A 16514-nucleotide genomic window follows, 5' to 3' on the forward strand; every position below is an offset into this window, starting at 1 on the left:
GGGTTCAGCTCACGTGATCAGTACGAGTTCCCACTCCCGTCACAACTCCTGCCACTGCCCCTGTCACCACTCGTGCCACATCTCCCGCCAGTACCCCTGTCACCACTCATGCCACATCTCCCGCCAGTACCCCTGTCACCACTCCTGTCACACCCCCCGTCATAACTCCAGAAGGAGAGGCACCCCATGCCCGGTGCGCACCCCCGTCCCCCTCGCGGCAGGTCCGCCATCGACCGGCGCGTGTTCCTGCGCGGTTCCGTGGGCGTCTCGGCCGGGCTGGTCGCGGGCCCCGTGATCGTGGCCTGGCCGGCGGCCACGGCCTCGGCCGCCACGAACGCGCCCGCCGCCTTCGTCGACTCGTACACCACGAACGTCGTCGCCAACCTCACGCCCGAGACCAACGCGGCCGTGCACATCCTCGACGGCTTCGCGCGCATCTGGAAGACGGGCGCCACCTGGGACACCGGCACCCCGCTCATGCCGGAGGTCCTGCGCGCCAACGTGCGCTATTCCGTGCGCGTCACCGCGCGCCGCACGGAGGCCGAGGCCAAGACGGCCTTCATCTACGACCGCCAGCACCAGAGTTACGCGATGATCGCCGGCCTGGGTCCGCTCGCCGACCTCTACAAGAGCGGCGCGAAAGCCGTCACCGGCATCACCTCGGCACCGGACGGCACTCCGTCGGGCCGGATCAGCGACGCGCTGCCGGCCGACGCGCCCGCGGGCTCCGCGCTGGGCGCCGGTTCCCACGCCTCGGACCTCGGCAAGGTGGCCCAGCTGGTCGACACCGTGCGCGGCCCGTTCGCGTCGAGCAACCCCTCCAAGTTCTCCTACCAGTACCCCCGTCCATGGCGCCTGAACGAGGACAGCGAGGCCATCGACACCGGTGAGAAGGACGCGCTGGGCTTCCCCGTCTACGACTCCGACGTCGTGGTCGCCCCGCAGCTGCTGTGGCAGCGCAGCGCCACAGCGGACGACGACGGGGGCTTCCCCAGCGGTCACTCCAACGCCTTCTACCTCGCGGCGCTGGCACTGGCGTACGCGGTCCCCGAGCGGTTCCAGGAGCTGGTGGCCCGCGCCTCCGAGCTCGCCCACACGCGCATCGTGGCGGGCATGCACTCCACCGTCGACGTGATCGGCGGCCGCGTCCTCGCCACGGCCCTCGCCGCCGCGGCCCTCGCCGACCCGAAGAACGCGGACCTCAAGGCGGCGGCCCGCGCCCAGGCCGCCGCGTACTTCCAGGAGCGGACCGGCACGACCGCCGACACCCTGTACGCCTACGCGCACTCGGCGGGCCCCGGCACCGACCCGTACGCGGACCGCGCCGCCAACTCGGCAGCGGTCGGGCCCCGGTTGACGTACGTCCTGCCCAAGCGGCCCGCGTGGGACCGCATGAGCGTGCCGAAGGGCGCCGAGGTCCTCCTGGAGACGCGCCTGCCGTACCTCTCGGCGGCCCAGCGGCGTGAGGTGCTGCGCACGACGGCGCTGCCCGCCGGGTACGTCCTGCTGGACGGCTGGGAGAAGTGGGGCCGCCTGAACCTCTTCGCCGCCGCCGACGGCTACGGGGCGTTCGACGCGGACGTGCACGTCGCCCTGGACGCCGCCGCCGGAGGCTTCGGCGCGGCCGACACCTGGCGCAACGACATCGGCGGCCGGGGCGCGCTGATCAAGCGGGGCAGCGGCGCGCTGACCCTGACCGGCGCGAACGACTACACCGGCGGCACCACGCTGGAGGCGGGTGTGCTCGCGACCGGCTCCACGGACGCGCTGGGGTGCGGCGACGTACGAGTGAAGGGCGGCACCCTGCGGACCACCTCCCCGCTCCGGGTACGGGGCGCGTACACCCAGTCGTCCGGTACGACCCTCGACGTGACGCTCGCGGACGACGGCGAACCGGCCCTGACGGTGAGCCGCCGCGTGCTGCTCGACCGGGGCAGCGCGCTCGTCATCAGGTTCGACGAATCCCTCTCCCCCAAGCGGGGCGTCACGCTCCCGGTCATCAACACCCGGGCGCTGCAAGGCCGGTTCGGCAGCATCACGGTCGACGGCTTCCACGCCGAGCCGGTCTTCACGGCGCGCGGACTGTCGGTACGGCTCAGCTAGGCCTCGTCGAGTCGCTGGTCCTCGTCGTGTCCGGCGCCGGGACGTGACCCGGCGCCGGTCCTATCCGTGCCCCCCGGCGATCCGCGCCCTGCCGTCGTTGGACGGCGTACCGCTGTCCGCGCCGGGGGCGGCCAGCCAGTCGGCGACTTCGCGCGCGATGGGCTGGTCCGTCTCCACCTGTACGAATCCGAACTGGCCGGACTGGTTGCACTCCAGGAACCACCACATCCCGTCGGCGTCCTCGGCGAAGTCGAAGGCGCCGTAGGCCAGTTCGGCCTCCCGGAGATAGGCGTGCACGCCCGCGGCGATGTATGCCGGGGTCTCGACCGGCCGCCATGGAGCGTCGGAGGTGGCGAACCGTACGTCCACTTCGCCGGGGTCGGCGCCCGGGTCGACCGCCTTTCGGGCGGCGTGGATCCGGTCGCCGACGCAGGTGAGCCGGATGTCGGCCCGTTTGGCCACCCGCCGTTGGAGCAGGGTCGGGCCGAAGGCGACGGCCGCGAAGTCCGTCTCTGGTGCGACCCTGCTGGTGGGCACCGCCCTGGGCGGTTCCTGCGGGTGAGCGCCCGAGACGGGCTTGACCACCAGGTCCGGGAAGCGGTCCGCGAAGTCGCGGGCGGCCTGCGGGAACGTGGTGATCAGGGTGGCGGGCACGGGAAGCCGGCTGCGCTGGGCAAGGCGCAGCTGCCAGGGCTTGTGGCGGGCCCGGCGGGCCGCGTCGGGGTGGTTCATCCAGCGCGCGCCGGTGGAGCGCAGCATGCCGTAGAGCGCCTGCCCGGACTCCTCGGTCAGCCAGTCGGACGGCTCGTCGACGCGGGTCGCGGGGACGCCGGGCCTGCGGACCCAGACGGACCGCAGTCCGCTCATACTCACCAGCCGGCCGCCGGCGGACAGATGCCCGCGAAAGGCGCCGTGCACGTACTCGCCCGACAGCGCCACCGCGCCGGGCAGATCCGCGGGGTCGAGGCGGACGACCGGGACGCCACTCCGGTCCAGCTCCGCCACCACCATGTCCGCGGTCACATCCTGTTCGCACGTCAGGATCAGAACCGTCATTGTCGCGGGTCCGTCTTCAGTCGTCGAAGTGGGTCTTCGAGCCCGCGGTCGAGGTGGTGGCCCCCAACTCCCGCAACAGGGCGTAGTCATGGGCGGCGAGCCGCCCGTCAGGGAGGACGTTCAACTGCAGTCTGGGGTCGTACGCATACGGAACGCTGACCTCCAACTGCTGGGCCGGACGGGCGTAGTTGAGCGCGAACGGTCGCATCGGTTCTCCTTGCTCGGTGCTTACCCGACCAAGCGGACGGTGACGCTCCGGCGTCACGCCGCCCGGCGGGTCTGCTGGGCTTCCACGGAGATATACGAATCGAACAGGCGAATGGTTGCCTCACGCTCCGTAATCATTTGAACGGTCCGGTCCTTGATCCGGTTCTTGGTCCGGTCCGGCTCGGCCGATCCTCCGTGCATGGGGCAGCCATTCGCCTCTTATGACGTACGACCCGGGGTTACGGATCCGGGGTCGCGCCGCAGTTCAGCGCACTGGCGCACGCCATCGCCCGACGAACGCCTCGCGCGCCCGTCAGATGTCCTGGGGCGGCGGGGGGTGCGCGCGCCGCACCGCGGGTGGTCGCGGGTGCGCGGCCACGGCCATAGATTTCATTGGGGGGACACCTCCCTCATACCGCCCACGACCGACAGCCGGAGGCAGGCGATGACTCGGTTGCAACAAGAGGTGGATCCGGCCGAGGTCGGCCTGGATCCGGTGGCACTGGACCGTATGGACCGGTATTTCGCCCGCCGCGTGGACGACGGTCCGCTCCCCGGGTACCTGGTTGCGGTGTCCCGTCACGGCCGTGTCGCGCATCTCACGTCGTACGGTCTCCGCGACCGGGAGGCCGGGCTTCCGGTCACGGCGGACACCGTGTGGCGGCTCTACTCGATGACCAAGCCTGTCGTGTCCGTCGCCGCGCTGATGCTCCAGGAGGAGGGCCTGTTCGGCCTCGACGATCCGGTCGCCCGCTACCTGCCGGCCTTCGCCGACCTTCGGGTCTACGAGAGTGGCACCGGCCAGGACGTCAGGACCCGTACGGCCGAGGGCCCCGTCCTGATCCGGCACCTCCTGACCCACACCGCCGGCCTGACCATGGGCGCCTACCGCGTCCACCCCGTCGACGCGCTCTACCGGGCCGCGGGGATCGACCTCCCGGCGCATGCGCCGAAGGACGCGGATCTGGCCGAGGTGTGCGACGCGTACGCGAGCCTGCCGCTCCAGTTCGAGCCGGGGACGGAGTGGAACTACTCCGTCGCCACCAACGTGGTCGGGCGGATCGTCGAGGTGGTGTCGGACCGGCCGCTCGACGCGTTCCTCGCCGAGCGGGTCCTGGAGCCGTTGGGGATGACGGACACCGGCTTCTGGGTCCCGCCCCAGAAGGCGGACCGGCTGGCGGTGCTGTACCAGGAGGACGAGGACGGCGGGATCGCCCCGGTCCCGGACCCTCCGGTGCGCGCGCGTCCCCGTCTGCTGAACTGCAACGGCGGTCTTGTGGGGACCGCCCGCGAATATCACCGGTTCATGGAGTTCCTCCGCCGACGCGGCGAACTCGACGGCGTCCGCCTTCTCTCCCCCGGAACGGTGGACACCATGGCCGCCAACCACCTCCCCGGCGACCTCCACACCTTCGGCAGCAGCCCGATCCACGCCCAGCCCTTCAACGCGGGCCTCGGCTTCGGTCTCGGCGTCTCGGTCGTGATCGACGCGGGCCGCACGGAGTCTCCGGAGAGCGTGGGGGCGTACGGCTGGAGCGGGGCGGCGGGTACGACGTTCTGGGTCGACCCGCGCAACGATCTGACCGTGCAGTTCATGGCACAGCTGCGGCCCGCCGGGAGGCCGTCGTTCCGGGAACTGAAGGAGTTCGTGCGGGAAGCACTCGGCGGCTGAGCGGTGCGGGTCGGCTCATTGCCTGTCGATTCCCGAGGGGGCAAGGATTCTGCAAGCGCCCGGCAAGGACACCGTCCAGCCGCGCGGGGAGGAGCCTCCTCGCGGACGTCCTCCACGGCCGCCGTCCGCGGCGGGACGTCGCGGGGGCGACGGCGGAGGCGGAGGGGCTGCCGGCCTCGCACCCCGGGTGTGTGCTGGTCCTGCTTCCGCTCGTCGGCGGTGGCTGTGTGGCCGCGGAGCGAGCGGGTGGCTGGTTCCCGCACTCAACCGGTCGGCAAGCCGTCGAGCCGTTCCCTCAGCCGGCGCGCGTCCTCGATGCTGATCGGCGTGCACAGGGCGAGGGAGCGCTGGTAATAGTCGCGGGCGGTGTCCAAGTGGTCGCCGTCCTGTGCGGTCTGGCCGAGCATTTCCAGGGTGCGGGCCTGCCAGTGGACCGACCCGGAGTGCTCGAACGTCCTTAGGGCACTGGTGAGTTGGGCCAGACCGGACTCGTACTCTCCCGCGCAGGCGCGTGCGCGGCCCAGGAAGGCCAGCGCACGCGCCGTGTCGTGTGGATCCGGTACGGCCGCGAGGGTGGTGTGGGCACGGTCGAAGTGCGCCACGGCGAGCGAGGGGTCGCCCGAGGCCAGAGCGATCTCGCCCAGCACGATGCGGGCCAGGCCGGTGCCCCGGAAGTAGCCCGTCTCCTCCCAGGCGGTGATGGCCTGGTCCAGGTAGGGAGCCGCCTCCGTGAGCCGTCCGGCGATCGCGCATCGCATGCACACGTACACGTTGTTGGCCGAGCCCGACACGGTCGGCTGGCACCGCTACCAACGAATCGCCGACCCGGCCGATTCACCGAGGCTCGCGCACTCTGGCAGCACGCCCTGACCCTCCTCGAAGGGCTCGACTCCGGGAGCGCCGATCGAATCCGCGCCAGGCTGATCGAAGTTGATCGGTTGCGACCTGTAACGCTTCGGTTGGCCGCGTATGCCGCTGATCGACGATCTACGCGCAGGTGATCGCCTAGTACTCACGCCGTACTGACGCGCACGAACTTGCTTGGCAGATACGTGCGTTCGAATCACTACAAGTTCGAGAGGCTCGAGTGAACCGCACTCTCCGGGTAGCGCCCTTCACGCTGTCCATCCTGGCAATCATTGCTGTCGCAACCCTCAGCGGACCGTCTCTCCTGCTCGCAGCTGAGGACTCCTGCATACCGACAGCCACCGTCGTGAGCCAGTCCCGGATCGCCTGACCCACCCGCAAGGGGGCGGCGCGCTCGCCGCCCCCGCCACCGAACTCAGCCGCCGGTGCGGAGCGTGAAGTCGATCCCGTCTTCGGCCAGTTCGGTGAGCCACTCCTCGGAACGTGCCGCGGTCTCCGCGGCACGGTTGAGGCCGGGCGGCAAGCCTCCCCCGAGAATCCGCCGCACACCGAGCGCCAGCGTCCGCGACACGCACCGCGCCATCGCGCTCTCCTCGGCATCGCCTTCCATGTCCAGCGAATAGCGCCCCGACCACGTCCGTCCCGAGCTGTCGCGCACGTCCAGCGACACGGCCAGGACGACCCGGTCGCGGTCGGCGTCCGTGGTCGGGTAGCGAGCCGCCAACTCCTGCGCGAGTGCGGCGATGCGTCGGTCGTCGCCCTGCCGGAGTTCCTCGAAGACCGGCTGCCAGGCGTCGAGCCAGCCGGCGAGGCGCAGGGTGCCGCGGATGAAGGTCTGGGGCTTCCAGGCCGGAGGCAGTCCGTACTGGTCGAGGAAGGGGACGCTGTCGCGGTTCGGGTAGACCTCGAAGGGCTCGCCGTCCACCACGTGGGGGCGCGTGACCTCCCAGGGTCGGAGGGCCGTCGTCTCGGCGCCGTCCTCGATGTAGCGGGCGGGTGAGCGGAGCGCGTTGAGGACGCCTGCCGGGGCCCAACTGAAGCGGTACTTGAAGTCGTTGGGGACGGCGGGGATGCCACCGCAGTACGAGGTGAGGCTGACCTCGGCGGCCGCCTCCGAGCCGATCTCCTCGCGGGCGCGGGCGATGAGACCCTGGGCGAAGAGGTGGTCGAGGCCCGGGTCGAGGCCGGCCTCGGTGAGGACCACGACGCCGGCCGCCGTGGCCTCGGGGACCTGGTCGAGGACCGCCTCGGAGACGTAGCTGGAGCAGGCGAAGTGGGCGCCGCGGGCCACGCAGGCGGCGAGCAGCGGAGCGTGTTCGGGGGCCGGGAGCATGGAGACCACCACGTCGCCGGGGGCCAGTTCGGCGGTAAGGGCGGCGAGCGTGTACGCGCGGGGCTCGGCGCGACCGGTGAGGCCCAGGCCCTCCAGGCTCCGCGCCGCGCGCTCCTCGGTGCGGTGCCAGAGGCGTACGCGGTCGGCCGCGTCGCACAGCGCGGCCAGACCGCTGCCGGTGGACAGGCCCGCGCCGATCCAGTGGACGGTGCCGCTCGCCGCGAGCGCGTCACTCATCGCCGGACTCCCTTACTTCGGTACCGAGTTCACGGGTGGCCTCGACGCCGAGTGCACGGCTGGCGTCATGGAACCGGTCCAGACAGCGCCCCCACGGTCCGCCGGTCTCGAAGTCGAGCAGTTGGGGCAGCAGCGCGGCCGAGAAGTCGGTGCTGGCCTCACGGGGCAGCAGGGACGGCAGGTTGTCGATGGCGATGAGGTCGAGCGGGGGCCGCTCGCGCAGTCGCCGTACGGGGTGGTCCCAGTCGGTGGTCGTGTCGTAGACCGGCAGGACGTTCATGGGCGAGCCGACGTCCACGGTCACGTCCGCGAGGGTGCGCAGGCGGCGGTCCGGTCCGTCGAGGTCCTTGTCCGTCAGGAAGGGCGGAATCGGGCGGGTGGTGAGCACGGTGTTGACCATCAGCTCGTGGTCGAGCAGGGCCCGTCGGTCCAGGTCTCGGGTCTCGGCCAGGTCCCAGCAGGTGGGATCGACGCCCGCCTCACCGAGTGCGACGCGCGCCCCGCGGCCGCTGCGTCCCAGGGCGCCGATCACCAGGGCGCTCAAGTCGCCGGTGGAGGCGCGGAGTTCGGCCTCCATCTCCTCCTTGGAGGTGGGCGTGAGCGGGGTGTCGAGGCCGCCCCGGTGGTGGAGCACGGCGAGGGCGGCGCCCAGGTAGCCGGCCCAGAACCCGAACGCGGCGAGTCTGCGGCCCTGGTCGTCGACCAGGTACTCCAGGTCCAGCAGCGCCCCTCCCCCGGCCGCGAACCTGCGCAGCAGCGGCTCGGCACCGGGCTGCCCCTTGTAGGCGTGCCCGAAGAAGATGTGCCGGTGGGTCAGTTCGGCCGGCGCGTCCGGGAGTTCTTTGAGGCCGACGATCACCGCGTGCGGCGGCGCCGACACCCACCCGCCCGGGTCGGCGATCCGGCACCCGGCCTCCTCGTACTCCTCGATCGGGAAGATCCGCTGCGGGGAGTCCTCGACGGTCACCCGCACTCTTCCGCTCTCGACGAGCCGCCGCGCGTCGGACGGCACGATCGGGGTGCGGCGTTCGGTGGTGCGGGTCTCGTGGCGGAGCCACAAGTACAGCTCGGTCATACGAGGTTGACCTCCGGTCGCGGGGCGTCGGCGGCGAACCGTTCGACGCGCAGGGGGCTGATGTCGACGAAGGGTACGTGCCCCAGGAACAGGTCCCGGACGACCTCGCCCACCGCGGGCCCCTGCAGGAATCCGTGCCCGGAGAACCCGGTCGCGTACAGGAAGCGGGACACCGAACTCGCCTCGCCGATCAGCGCGTTGTGGTCCGGTGTGATCTCGTAGAGGCCCGCCCAGCCGCCCGTCCTGCGCAGGTCGAGGAGAGCGGGGGCACGGTGCTCCATGGCCTCGCAGAGGCCGGGGATCCAGCGGTCGTGGGTCTCGGTGGCGAAGCCGGTGGTCTCGTCGGGGTCGGACATGCCGACGAGGAGGCCGGGGCCCTCGGTGTGGAAGTACAGGCTGCTGGCGAAGTCGATGGTCATGGGGAGGCCGGGCGGGAGGTCCGGGACCGGTTCGGTGACCGCGATCTGGCGGCGCAGCGGGTCCACCGGAAGGTCCACCCCGGCCATCGCGCCGACGGCCCGTGACCAGGCGCCGGCCGCGCAGACGACGGCCGGGGTGGCTATACGGCCCCGGCTCGTGGCGACGGCCGTGATGTCGGCGCCGCGCGTCTCGATGCCGGTGACCTCGCAGTGCCGTACGACGGTCGCGCCGTGGCGGCGAGCGGCGGCCGCGTACCCGTGGACCACGGCCTCGGGCGTGCAGTGGCCGTCGTCGGGCGAGAAGGCGGCGGCCAGCAGCCCGTCGGTGGTGATCAGCGGCGAGAGGCGCCGCGCCTCGGCCGGATCCATCATGCGGCTGGGCACGCCGAGGCCGTTCTGCAGCCGCACCCCGGCCTCGAACGCCGCGACCTCCTCCGGCGTCGACAGCAGGAAGAGATAGCCGACGCGGTGCAGCCCGATGTCGTGGCCCGTCTCGTCGCCGAAGCGGGCGAACGCCTCCAGACTCCGCGCGCCCAGCTGGATGTTGAGCTCGTCCGAGAACTGCGCGCGTATCCCGCCCGCGGCCCGCGAGGTGGAACCGGAGGCGAGTTCGTCCCGTTCGACCAGCACCACGTCGGGCACCCCGGCCCGCGCCAGGTGGTACGCGATGCTCGTGCCCATCACCCCGCCGCCTATGACGACGACCCCCGCACGCCCGGGCACACCGGTCATGAACGCGACTCCCTTCCGCGAGCTTGGTCCCGTCCCCGTCCCTGTTCCCGTGCGGCGTCGATCACGGCCCAGGCCGCGGCGGCGTCCTGGATGCCGAGGCCGACGCTGTTGTAGTAGACGATGTCCTGCGCGTTCGTACGTCCGCCGGACCGGCCCGTGAGCACACCGCCGAGCGGAATCAGGTCCTCGTACGCCAGCAGCTTCGAATGGAGCGCGTCCACCAACGGCCCGGCGTGCTCCGCCGCTGTCGCCGGGTCGTCGACGACTACGGCAGCGGCCCTGCGTACGACCTCGGCGTCGACCTCGCTCCGGGTCGGCTCGAAGGACCCGACGCTCACGACCGTGCAGCCGGGCGCCAGCCACTCGCCGCGCACGACGGGCGTGCTGCTGAGTGTGCAGGCCGCGACCATGGGCAGTCCGGCCACGGCTTCCTCCGCCGAGCCGACGGCCTTGACGGGGATGCCGAGTTCGGCCGCCAGCAGCCGCGCCGCCCGTGTCCGCCGGTCCGGGGTCGGGCTCCACACCCGTACGGCCCTCAGGTCCCGCACTCGGGCGACGGCCCGCGCGTGCGCCAGGGCCTGGGTGCCGGAGCCGATGAGGCCCAGTTCGGCGCTGTCGGGGGTGGCCAGGGCGTCGAAGGCCACGGCGCTGCCCGCGGCCGTGCGCAGCGTGGTCACCGCCGTGCCGTCCATGACGGCGGCGAGTTGCCCGGTGACCGGGTCGAGCGCGTTGATCACCGCGTGCACGCTCGGCAGTCCGGCGGCCGCGTTGCCCGGATTGACGCTGCCGAACTTGGCGACGGCCCCGGTGTCCGCGGACAGCCGCGCGAGGTACGCGAACATGACGCTGTCGTCGAACCGGCTCGGATGCATGATCTTCCCGGGCAGTTCGGCCGTGCCGTCACCGAGCGCGGTGAACGCGGCCCGCTGGGACCGGATCGCGGCGTCGGTGTCCAGCAGGACCGTCACCTGGTCGCGGGAGAGGTAGAGGACGTCGTCGTTCATTCCCCTTCCCTTCCCGCATCCGGGCCGCTGTCACCGCGAGTGGCGCGTCCGGGTGACACTCACGCCCGCCCTGCGGGTCAGACCCGGTGGGCGACCACGGCGTCCAGGTGGGGCAGGTCGTGGTCCAGGCGCTCCCGCTTGGTGCGCAGGTAGGTGATGTTGTCCTCGCAGGGCGGGATCAACAGCGGGACCTGCTCGGCGACCTTGATGCCGTTGCTCAGCAACGCCTCGCGCTTGCGCGGGTTGTTGGACAGCAGTCTCACCGACCGCACGCCGAGGTCGTGCAGGATGTCCGCGGCCACCCCGTAGTCGCGGGCGTCCACCGGGAGCCCCAGCGCGAGGTTCGCCTCGACCGTGTCCAGGCCCTCCGCCTGGAGCTTCATCGCCTGGAGCTTGGCGAGCAGGCCGATGCCCCGGCCCTCGTGCCCGCGGAGGTAGATGAGGATGCCGCGCCCTTCCGCCGCGATCTCCCGCAGGGCGTTGGAGAGTTGGGGACCGCACTCGCAGTGCCTGGACCCGAACGCGTCGCCGGTCAGGCACTCGGAGTGCAGCCGGGTGAGCATTCCCTCTTCCTGGATGTCACCGAAGACCAGGGCCACTTGTTCGTCTCCGCGGGTACGGTCCAGGTAGCCGACGGCCTGGAAATCACCGTACGTCGTGGGCAGTGGGGCATTCACGACCCGTTCGACACCTGAAGGACTGGCTTTCCCGGCGAGTGCGCCATCTATTTCTGTCATGATTCTGGTTCCTAAGCAGAGACGAAAGGTCGCGAGAACATGGTCAATTCGGGCGGTTCGGAATCACGGATCACAGTGTCGGGACCGTTGCCGGCGGACACCACGGAAGATGTAAGGGCACGAGGCGCCGGCGTCTCCCGGCAGATCGCCGTGCTTCCGGTGGGCAGTTACGAGCAGCACGGTCCGTTTCTTCCGCTGTCCACCGACACGCTCGTCGCGTGCGCCATCGCCCAGCAGGTCGCTGCCGCATTTCCGGTTCACCTCCTCCCTCCGGTGACGATCTCCTGCTCGCACGAACACGCGGCCTGGCCGGGAACGGTGAGCATTTCCGCCGTGACACTCCATGCGGTGGTACGGGACATAGCCGAATCGCTGCGCCGGTCGGGCGTGGACACCCTCGTCCTGATCAACGGACACGGCGGGAATTACGTACTCGGCAATGTCGTCCAGGAATCCACCGCCGCCGGTGCCCGGATGGCTCTTTTCCCGGCCGCGGAGGACTGGGAGACGGCGCTGGACAGGGCCGGGATACAGACCTCGCTGCTCAGCGATATGCACGCGGGGGAAATAGAGACCTCCATTCTGCTGCACGCCCACCCGGAATTGGTCAAACCGGGCTACGAGACAACCGACTTCGTCGCCGACGACCGCCGGCATCTGCTCTCCCTCGGCATGGCGGCCTATACCAAGTCCGGTGTCATCGGCCGTCCTTCGATGGCGTCCGCCGGGAAAGGGAAGGACCTCCTGGCCTCGCTGGCCGACTCCTTCGGGGCGTACTTCTCCCTGCTGACCTCGGAGACCCCACTGACCTCGTAGGCCGGGCTCCCGGCGGTCGTTGATGGGCATTTGTCGTCCCCGTCCCCTCCCGAGCGGGCCGAGATCCGGGCTCCCGGTGACTCCGTGTACGAGTCCGGGCCCGGCTCGGCGGCCGCGCTCTCCTCCCGCGGGCGCCGCAGCCCCGCGTACCACCGCACCACCAGTACACCGACGCCGGGCAGGCTCGCGGCGAAACTGAGCACCCCGTAGACCACGGCCACGGTCAGCCCCTGGGTCGCGCCGAGGCCCGCGGCGCCGAAGGCCCAGGCGGTGACGCCTTCCCTGGGGCCCCAGCCACCGACGTTCAGCGGCAGCCCCATGGCGATCAGGGCCAGCAGCGCCAGGGGCACCAACTCCGCGGCGGGTGCGGCCGATCCGGCCGCGCGGGCCGCGAGCAGGAACATCAGGACGTGCCCCGCCAGCACCACCACGGAGGAGACCAGCACGCCCGGCCAGCTGCCGCGCGCCAGCAGCGCCCCACGCGCCTCGGCGAGCCCGGCACGCACGGCCCGGTACCTGCGCGACGCGCGCGGCGCCCTTCCCTTGCTGCGGACCGCGCTCACCGTGACGACCCCGCACACCGAGGCGAGGGCCAGGAGCACGACGAGCTGCCGGGTCTCCGTCAGCACCGGCGAGGGCTGCGTGAGCAGAACGGCCACGCCGACCGCGGCCAGGACCGCCTGTCCCGCGACCCGTTCGAGGACCACCGCGCGTACGCCGCGGCCCATGTCCCCGCTGCTCTGCCCGTGCCGTACGGCACGGTGCACATCGCCGAGCACGCCGCCCGGCAGCGCCGCGTTCAGGAACAGCGCACGGTAGTAGTCGGCGACGGCGGGTCCCAGCGGCAGCCGGAGCTTCATCCCCCGCGCCACCACGCACCAGCGCCAGGCGCTGAACACCGTGGTGAGCACGCCGATGCCGAACGCCGCCAGCAGCGTCGGACCGTCGATCCGGCGCAGGCCGTCCAGGAAGACACCGGTACCGAGGCGCCAGGTGAGCACGACGAGGATGACCACGCCGGCGATGGTGCCGAAGTGGGTGCGCAGGGTGCGGGAGTTGAGGCGGGCCCGGATGGTGAAGCGCGCCCAGCGGTTACGGGGGTCGGCGGCCGGGCTCGGCGTACTCGGGCCGGCACTTGTCCGTGCCTGAACCGCCTGCCGGCGCTCGTCCGCTCGTTCGGCCCACGAAGTCACGCTGTCGTAGACGACTCGCGCGCTCCCGCCGTCCCGTACCGCCTGCTCATCCGCGCCTCCGTCCCTGACGGCGCGCGACTTGATGCCGTCCCGGAGCACGCGCGCGTTCGCGTCGGCCGGCACCGCCCGCGACATGACACCGTCTCCCCCCGTCCGCGACGTCACGTCGTCGCGGACAGTCAGGGTCTGCGCGTCGTCCGCCACCGCTTGGGCGCTGCTCATCAGGCTCCCCCCGTCGGCCGGGCCAGCGCGAGCAGGTCGCTGTGGTGGATCACCGCGCTCAGTTCGCCCTTCTCGCACGCCGCGAGGCGTTCGCGAAGGTAGACGTCCGCGCGCGCGGCCAGTTCCGGGCGCTCCTCGACGGCCGCACCGACCCAGCCGCGCAGCCACTCCGCCGTCAGCGCGGACTCGTCCGGGCCGAGGCGCCACGCGCTGGGGTGCACCCGTACCGTCGCGCCGTGCCGGGCGAAGGCGTCGCACGCGACGGTGGTCGCGTCGGGGCCGAGCAGATCACCACGGCGCTGGTGGGCGTTGAACGCGTCGGCGATCTCGGCGTCCAGCGGATGGGCCGGGGTGAGTTCGACGCGTCCGACCACCGAGAGCGTCAGGAGCGCGGGGCAGCCGGCTCCGGCGCACGCGATGGCCAGCGCTTCGATCTCGGCGGGGGTGAGGACGTCCAGCAGCGCGGAGGCGGTCACCAACGAGGCGCCGGCCAGCGCGTCCGCGGTCAGCCGGGCGACGTCACCGCGCTGCGTCTCCACCGTGACACGGCTGCCGTCGGCGGCCGAGCGCGGCGAGCCGACGGCCGCGAAGTGGAGCAGATAGGGGTCGCGGTCGTGGAGCACCCAGTGCTGGGGACCGTCGAGGCGGGGCGCGAGCCAGCGGCCCATGGAGCCGGTGCCGCAGCCCAGGTCGTGGATGACGAGCCCGTTGGCCCGCCGCGGCAGGTTCGCGAGCCGGATCCGCAACGGGTCGAGGAGCTCGACCGACCGCGCGGCCGCGTCGGCGCCCTCACGCAACTCCAGCCACTCGGGGGCGTAACGAGGTGTGTCGTCGTCGGCCTCACCACGGGTGCGGTCGCCGAGCCGAATCGTTCCTTTGTCCCGCCCCTGTACCTGCACCACGGCTCCGGTCGTCGTCTTCTCGTCGCGCCACACTGCCGGGTTCGTCCCCTCACCACGTCCCAGAGAGGCCGTGGTCGTCTCCTCGTCGAGCCCAGGGGCGAATTCAGCGGTCGTCGCCCCGCGCCCCGGACCCCCCGGCGGCGTCATGCTCGTCCTGCTCATGCCGCTCCCCTCCTCGCCTCGCCCTTCAGTCGCCCCAGCACACCCGCCAGGCTCCGGGCCGTCGTGGCCCAGCCGTCCAGCGAGGCCCGGCGGGCGCGCGCGGCGGCCTTCAGCCGACGGCGTACGTCGACCTCGCCGAACCAGCCGCGCAGTTCGGCGGCGAGAGCGGCGGGGTTCTCCGGTGGTACGAGGAGGCCGGGCACCCCGCCGTCGGGCGCGCGCCCGACCGCCTCGGGGAGCCCGCCGACATCCGTGGCGAGGACGGGGATGCCACGAGCCAACGCCTCGGTGACGGCCATCCCGTACGTCTCCGCGTACGAGGTGAGGACCATGAGGTCGGCGGACGCGTAGCTCGCGTCAAGTGCGGCACCGGACTGGGGACCCGCGAGGTGCAGCCGGTCACCGAGGCCGTGCTGGTCGATCAGCGCCCGGAGCCCGGTCACATATTCGGGGTCATGGGTGAGGCCGCCGACAAGGACGCAGGTCCAGGGCAGCTCGGTGACGGTGGCGAGGGCCTCGACGAGGCGGTGCTGTCCCTTGCGCGGGGTGACCGCGGCGACGCACAGCAGGCGCGAGACGCCGTCGGTGCCGGGGGCGAGGGGCGCGATGTCGGCGCCGGGCGCGGCGACATGGACCCGGTCGGGCGCGAGCCCGTGGTGGGCCACGAGTCTGCGGGCCGCCCACTCGCTGGTGGCCACGACGGCGGGCACGGCCCGCAGCGTGCGGCGCTCGCGGGCGTCCAGGTCGGCGGCCAGCGCGGGCGTGAGTCCGGTCTCGTCGCCGAGCGGCAGGTGCACGAGGACCACCAGGCGCAGCCGTTCGGCCTCCGGGATGATGATCTCGGGGACTGCGCAGGCGACGATTCCGTCGAGGAGTACGACGGTGTCGTCGGCCAGTTCGGCGAGGGTGCGGGCCAGTTCGGCGCGGGCCGGGGCTCCGGGCGTGGGCCAGCTGCCGGAGATGGCGTGCTTGTGGACCTGCCAGCCGAAGCTCGGCAGGTCGAGGCTCACCCGGGCGTCGTACGTGTTGCCGCCGCTGGGCCTGGTCAGGTCGTCCACTCCGCCGGGCATCACGAAGTGCATGGCGCGCAGGGACATGGGGATGATGTCGGCGTGCTTGTTCACAGGGCACGCTCGTAACTCGCCCAGGCGATGTGCGACTCGTGCAGGGTGACGGTGATGCCGGCCAGTCCGCGGGCGCCCTCGCCCAGTGCGCCCTTGTGCACGCGCTCGGCGAGGCGGTCGGCGATGACCTTGGCCAGGAACTCCGTCGAGGTGTTGGTGTCGGCGAAGGCGGGCTCGTTGTCGAGGTTGCGGTAGTTCAACTCGCTCACCAGCTCCCCCAGTTCCCGAGTGGCCAGTCCGATGTCGACGACGATGTTGTCGTCGTCCAGCTCGGCGCGGCGGAACGTGGCGTCCACGAGGAACGTCGCTCCGTGCAGTCGCTGCGCGGGTCCGAAGACCTCGCCGCGGAAGCTGTGGGCGATCATCAGGTGATCGCGGACGGTGATGCTGAACAACGGACGACCCTCCAGGTGCGGTGCGTCTGACCCCTCTTGCCGGGGCGTGCCGTGTAGTACGGCCGGTCTGTTCTCCGTGTTCAGGGGGTTCGGTCGGAGTTTCTGTCGGGTTCGCTCCGCTGGGCGGGGCGGAGTGGGGCCGGTGGGACGGCTGCGGTGGGGTGAGTGCGATGTTGACTGCGGGTAGTGGGGGCTGGGCGCGCCCCGCGGCGGGGCCGCACATGTCAGAGCCCCGCGCCCCGTAAGGGGGGCGGGGGA

Annotated in this window: 14 protein-coding genes and 1 pseudogene; 3 read left to right on the plus strand and 12 right to left on the minus strand. The window is 71.9% G+C overall.

The features are described from left to right. Window positions 1-186: 186 nt before the first annotated feature. Complete coding sequence (locus ACTWQR_RS46060) at window positions 187-2103, plus strand: phosphatase PAP2 family protein (protein ID WP_443233297.1); 1917 nt, start codon at window positions 187-189, stop codon at window positions 2101-2103. 60 nt (window positions 2104-2163) lie between these two features. On the opposite strand, the gene tgmB is transcribed toward ACTWQR_RS46060, so the two are convergent. After that, on the minus strand, window positions 2164-3159 hold the full coding sequence (gene tgmB / locus ACTWQR_RS46065) for an ATP-grasp ribosomal peptide maturase (protein ID WP_443233298.1): 996 nt from the start codon (window positions 3157-3159) through the stop codon (window positions 2164-2166). A gap of 16 nt (window positions 3160-3175) precedes the next feature. Next, window positions 3176-3367: a putative ATP-grasp-modified RiPP gene (gene tgmA / locus ACTWQR_RS46070; protein WP_443233299.1), complete on the minus strand. Its 192-nt coding sequence runs from the start codon at window positions 3365-3367 to the stop codon at window positions 3176-3178. Between the two features lie 444 nt (window positions 3368-3811). Between tgmA and ACTWQR_RS46075 the strand changes: the two genes are divergently transcribed. Next, window positions 3812-5038 (plus strand): serine hydrolase domain-containing protein, encoded by a 1227-nt coding sequence (locus tag ACTWQR_RS46075; protein WP_443233300.1) that lies wholly within the window; start codon window positions 3812-3814, stop codon window positions 5036-5038. Window positions 5039-5301: 263 nt separating this feature from the next. Here ACTWQR_RS46075 and ACTWQR_RS46080 read toward each other — a convergent pair whose 3' ends face one another. From ACTWQR_RS46080 to ribA, 6 genes are all read right to left on the minus strand, one after another. Further along, window positions 5302-5829, minus strand: a complete 528-nt coding sequence (locus tag ACTWQR_RS46080) for a tetratricopeptide repeat protein (protein ID WP_443233301.1) — start codon at window positions 5827-5829, stop codon at window positions 5302-5304. 491 nt (window positions 5830-6320) lie between these two features. Further along, window positions 6321-7475, minus strand: coding sequence for a saccharopine dehydrogenase family protein (locus ACTWQR_RS46085; protein ID WP_443233302.1), 1155 nt, complete (start codon window positions 7473-7475; stop codon window positions 6321-6323). Further along, window positions 7468-8550 carry a saccharopine dehydrogenase gene (locus ACTWQR_RS46090; RefSeq protein ID WP_443233303.1) on the minus strand — a complete coding sequence of 361 codons (1083 nt, stop codon included), beginning with the start codon at window positions 8548-8550 and terminating at the stop codon, window positions 7468-7470. Before ACTWQR_RS46090 ends, ACTWQR_RS46085 begins: the two co-directional genes overlap by 8 nt. Next, window positions 8547-9701 carry an NAD(P)/FAD-dependent oxidoreductase gene (locus tag ACTWQR_RS46095; protein ID WP_443233304.1) on the minus strand — a complete coding sequence of 385 codons (1155 nt, stop codon included), beginning with the start codon at window positions 9699-9701 and terminating at the stop codon, window positions 8547-8549. The genes ACTWQR_RS46090 and ACTWQR_RS46095 overlap by 4 nt, the downstream gene beginning before the upstream one ends. Beyond that, window positions 9698-10705, minus strand: a complete 1008-nt coding sequence (locus tag ACTWQR_RS46100; protein ID WP_443233305.1) for an ornithine cyclodeaminase family protein — start codon at window positions 10703-10705, stop codon at window positions 9698-9700. The genes ACTWQR_RS46095 and ACTWQR_RS46100 overlap by 4 nt, the downstream gene beginning before the upstream one ends. Window positions 10706-10782: 77 nt before the next feature. Beyond that, a complete protein-coding gene (ribA, locus tag ACTWQR_RS46105) occupies window positions 10783-11442 on the minus strand; it encodes a GTP cyclohydrolase II (RefSeq protein WP_443233306.1) in 660 nt (219 codons plus the stop codon). Between the two features lie 39 nt (window positions 11443-11481). Here ribA and ACTWQR_RS46110 point away from each other — a divergent pair, with 39 nt between their 5' ends. Beyond that, the gene (locus tag ACTWQR_RS46110; protein ID WP_443233307.1) at window positions 11482-12258 is read left to right on the plus strand and encodes a creatininase family protein; all 777 of its coding nucleotides are present in this window, start codon (window positions 11482-11484) and stop codon (window positions 12256-12258) included. Window positions 12259-12497: 239 nt separating this feature from the next. Here ACTWQR_RS46110 and ACTWQR_RS46115 read toward each other — a convergent pair. The 4 genes and pseudogenes from ACTWQR_RS46115 to ACTWQR_RS46130 all read right to left on the minus strand — a co-directional run. Beyond that, window positions 12498-13673 (minus strand): annotated as a pseudogene (locus ACTWQR_RS46115) (lysylphosphatidylglycerol synthase transmembrane domain-containing protein); the annotation flags it as partial. Beyond that, window positions 13673-14737 carry a class I SAM-dependent methyltransferase gene (locus ACTWQR_RS46120; RefSeq protein ID WP_443233308.1) on the minus strand — a complete coding sequence of 355 codons (1065 nt, stop codon included), beginning with the start codon at window positions 14735-14737 and terminating at the stop codon, window positions 13673-13675. The gene ACTWQR_RS46120 and the pseudogene ACTWQR_RS46115, both read right to left, overlap by 1 nt. Continuing rightward, complete coding sequence (locus tag ACTWQR_RS46125) at window positions 14734-15834, minus strand: glycosyltransferase family 4 protein (RefSeq protein WP_443233311.1); 1101 nt, start codon at window positions 15832-15834, stop codon at window positions 14734-14736. Before ACTWQR_RS46125 ends, ACTWQR_RS46120 begins: the two co-directional genes overlap by 4 nt. Window positions 15835-15857: 23 nt before the next feature. Next, window positions 15858-16256, minus strand: coding sequence for a 6-pyruvoyl trahydropterin synthase family protein (locus ACTWQR_RS46130; RefSeq protein WP_443233309.1), 399 nt, complete (start codon window positions 16254-16256; stop codon window positions 15858-15860). Window positions 16257-16514: the final 258 nt, after the last annotated feature.

Origin of the sequence: Streptomyces sp. 2A115, from assembly GCF_052245575.1 — a bacterium.
GTDB lineage: Bacteria > Actinomycetota > Actinomycetes > Streptomycetales > Streptomycetaceae > Streptomyces.